This is a genomic window from Pseudomonas sp. P5_A2_2 (assembly GCF_054177685.1).
In genome coordinates this window covers 1-2,919 of record NZ_JBGCUL010000581.1, presented here as the reverse complement: position 1 = coordinate 2,919, position 2,919 = coordinate 1, and the positions used below count along the sequence as shown (strand labels likewise).

Here is a 2,919-nt window from a genome sequence, read left to right as displayed (position 1 = left end):
CTTGAATTCAGCGGTGGGCTATCAGGCGGCCAAGCAACGACCGATGGGCTTGCTGCTCAGCCAGGTGCTGCTGTTCGGTTGTCTGCTGGCGGCGTTGCTGACCTTGCTGGTGGTGGCGCTGACCCGCGAGTTCGGCACAGAACTGGACATCACCCTGCAATTGGGCCTGCTCGCCTGGCTGTTGCTGCTGGCGGTGCCGCTGACCGTGCTCAAAAGCGGCTTGCTGACTTTGCACAACGCCTCGGGCGGCGTGGTTGCCTTCAATGCCTTGCGTCTGATCGAGTCGCTGGCGCCGCTGCTGGTGTTCCTTGCCCTGTTCTGGATGTGGAAAAGCGCAGCCCTGGAAGCGGCACTGATCAGTTGGCTGGCGGGGATCAGCCTGGTGGTGCTGGCCGGGTGGGTGTGGCTCAAGCGCGGGCATCCGCTGAGCCTGCAATGGGACCGCGCCAGTCAGAACGAACTGCTGCGCTACAGCGCCCGCAGCCATCCGGACCTGCTGTTCCAGCAAGTGATTCTGCGCTCCGACTATCTGTTCATCGGCGCTCTGCTCGGCACCACGGCGCTGGGTCACTACGCCATGGCGAGCGCGGCCGCCGAGTTGCTGCTGATCGTTCCGGAAGCGGTGACCACGCCGCTGATGAAGCGCCTGCTGCAACAGGAAGAAGGCATCGAAAAAGTCACGCCGCTGGCCTTGCGCTTGACCGCTACGGTGATGCTCGGCGCTTGCCTGAGCATGGCAGTGGTCGGTGAATGGTTGATCGTGACGCTGTTTGGCGAGGCCTATCAGCCTGCGTTTCCTGCGTTGCTGGCGCTGCTGCCAGGCCTGTTCGGTCTGTGCTACATGAGCATTCTGCGCCTGGACCTGCTGGGCAAAAACCGGCCCGGCACGATTTCGTTGTTGATGGGCCTTAGCGCCCTGCTCAACCTGACGYTCAATGTGCTGCTGATCCCGACCTACGGCATCGTCGGCGCAGCAGCGGCGTCCTCTATCGCGTACCTGGCCGTGACCGTGGCGCTGTTGGTGGTGTATTGCCGGTTGAGCCACGTGCCGGCCTGGCAAACGCTCATCGTCCTGCCCGGCGACATCGCGCCGATGCTGCTGATGCTGCAACGGAAGTCGGCATGAAACACCTGTTATTGCTGGTGAGTCTTGGCCTCGGGCTGAGCGCCGAAGCGGCGCCCATGCGTTGGGCCGATATCCGCGACGGCAGCCTGTACCTGCAAACGGACCGCCCCGACACCCTGACCGTGCTCTGGGCCCCGGTGTGGCAGACTGAAGCCAACGAAGAACACCTCTACTTGCTCGACGGCCAGGGTAAACTCCAGAGCGAACGACTGATTGCCGCCAATGAGCCCCACGGTAGCCAACGCTGGGACCTGGCGCCGGGCGCCGCCAGTTATCGACTGGAAATTCCCGGCTACAGCTTCCGCCGTTATACGGTTGAGCACGACGACCACACCGTCGCACTGTTCGCCCCGGCCAAGGTGCATTTCAGCGCCGAGTCCCGGGACGGTGACGAGTTGTATTTCAAGGTCGCGGCCGGTGAGCACGCGGTGCTGGCCGGTAAATTCCACGGCGGCGTCGACGCATTACAAGCGCAGCGCGTGAGCGACGGCCAACAGCTTTCACTGTCTCTCGAGTCTTACCCCGCCTATTGGCAGTTCGACAAAGTCGAGTTGCCCGTTGCAACCACCGATCAAGTCTGGCGCCTGCACCTGCGCGGCAGCGGCAAGGTCGCATTCTGGCTCGACGGCACGGCCAACCTGTTCGCCCAGAACCCGCAACAGCTCAAACCCTTGCGCGAAGACGAAGGCCAGACCGGGCTGACGCTGTACAAAGACGTGCTCGGCAAGACCCCGAACCTGGGTATCGCCCTGCCCTATGCGCGACTGCCGGACTCCAGTTTCGCCGTGCTCGATGCCCTGCAACCACAGGCCGGAACCTATTACAGCCTGGTCGACATCATGGCGACGCGACCACATTACGAAGACGTGTTCCGTCGGCTGTATCAGGATCGCTTCGGCATCACTCAGGACATCACCCTGCTGGCCGGCCGTCAGCGCCAGGCCAACCTGCGCGCCGACACCACCAGCAACGCCGGCCTCGACGCCTGGCTCGCCGCCACACGCGCACTTGGCGGCAAGGGCACGCACTACATCGGCTTTGCCGACGAACCGAACCTCAACTACCCGGACTACGCCACCTACCAGCGCATCTTCAAGAGCATGGCCTGGCAAGTGCGCAGCAACCCGGACAACACCAAAGCCGGCGTCCGCATTGCCATGCCGGCCAGCTCCCGGTTCGTCAATGGCCCGCTCGTCGACAATGCCGCCGACAAGCGCGGCATCGACTGGGCCCGACGCTTGCTGGCCGAGTCCGGCGACAAGATCGATGCGCTGGCGTGGCACGAATGGATGGTCCGCGACCTGCTGGCGACCCGTGTCTACCGCGATAGCGTACGCAAAGCGGCAGAGCTGGTGGGGCTCGACGCCCAGGGACGACCGCGCAAAGCCTTGTTGCTGGACCAGACCAACATGTCCAGCGGGGCCAGCCTCAGCCCTTACGATCAGGACACCCATTACGCCTCGTTATGGTGGGCCTCGGTCATCATCAATGCTTCCCAGGACGGCTTGCTCGACATGCTCGGCTGGTTCCAGGCCGACGACGAACCTGAGTATCCCAAGGGCATGTTCCGCGTGCTCGGCAAGGATGAATTCGAGCTCAAGCCCGTAGGTCTGGCGCAGCAATTCATCCGCCAGCATTGGCTAAGCGATGTCATGCGCCTGGAGAACGACGCCTTCGAGGTTGACGTGCTGGCCATGTCTGCCGGGCACCAACGCAGCCTGCTGGGCGTCAACAAAGGCTCGCGCTTGCAGCGTGTGAGCCTGGCCGGCGCGCAATGTCCATTGCCCCTGGGA

General features: G+C 63.5%; 2 protein-coding genes. Both read left to right on the top strand.

Translation table 11 applies throughout. From position 1 onward, the window contains the following. Positions 1–1,126: oligosaccharide flippase family protein (locus ACXRVY_RS22600; RefSeq protein ID WP_458238286.1), on the top strand; the 1,126-nt coding region annotated here is incomplete at its 5' end. Further along, positions 1,123–2,919 (top strand): hypothetical protein (locus ACXRVY_RS22595; RefSeq protein ID WP_458238285.1); only part of this gene is annotated, 1,797 nt, incomplete at its 3' end. The genes ACXRVY_RS22600 and ACXRVY_RS22595, both read left to right, overlap by 4 nt.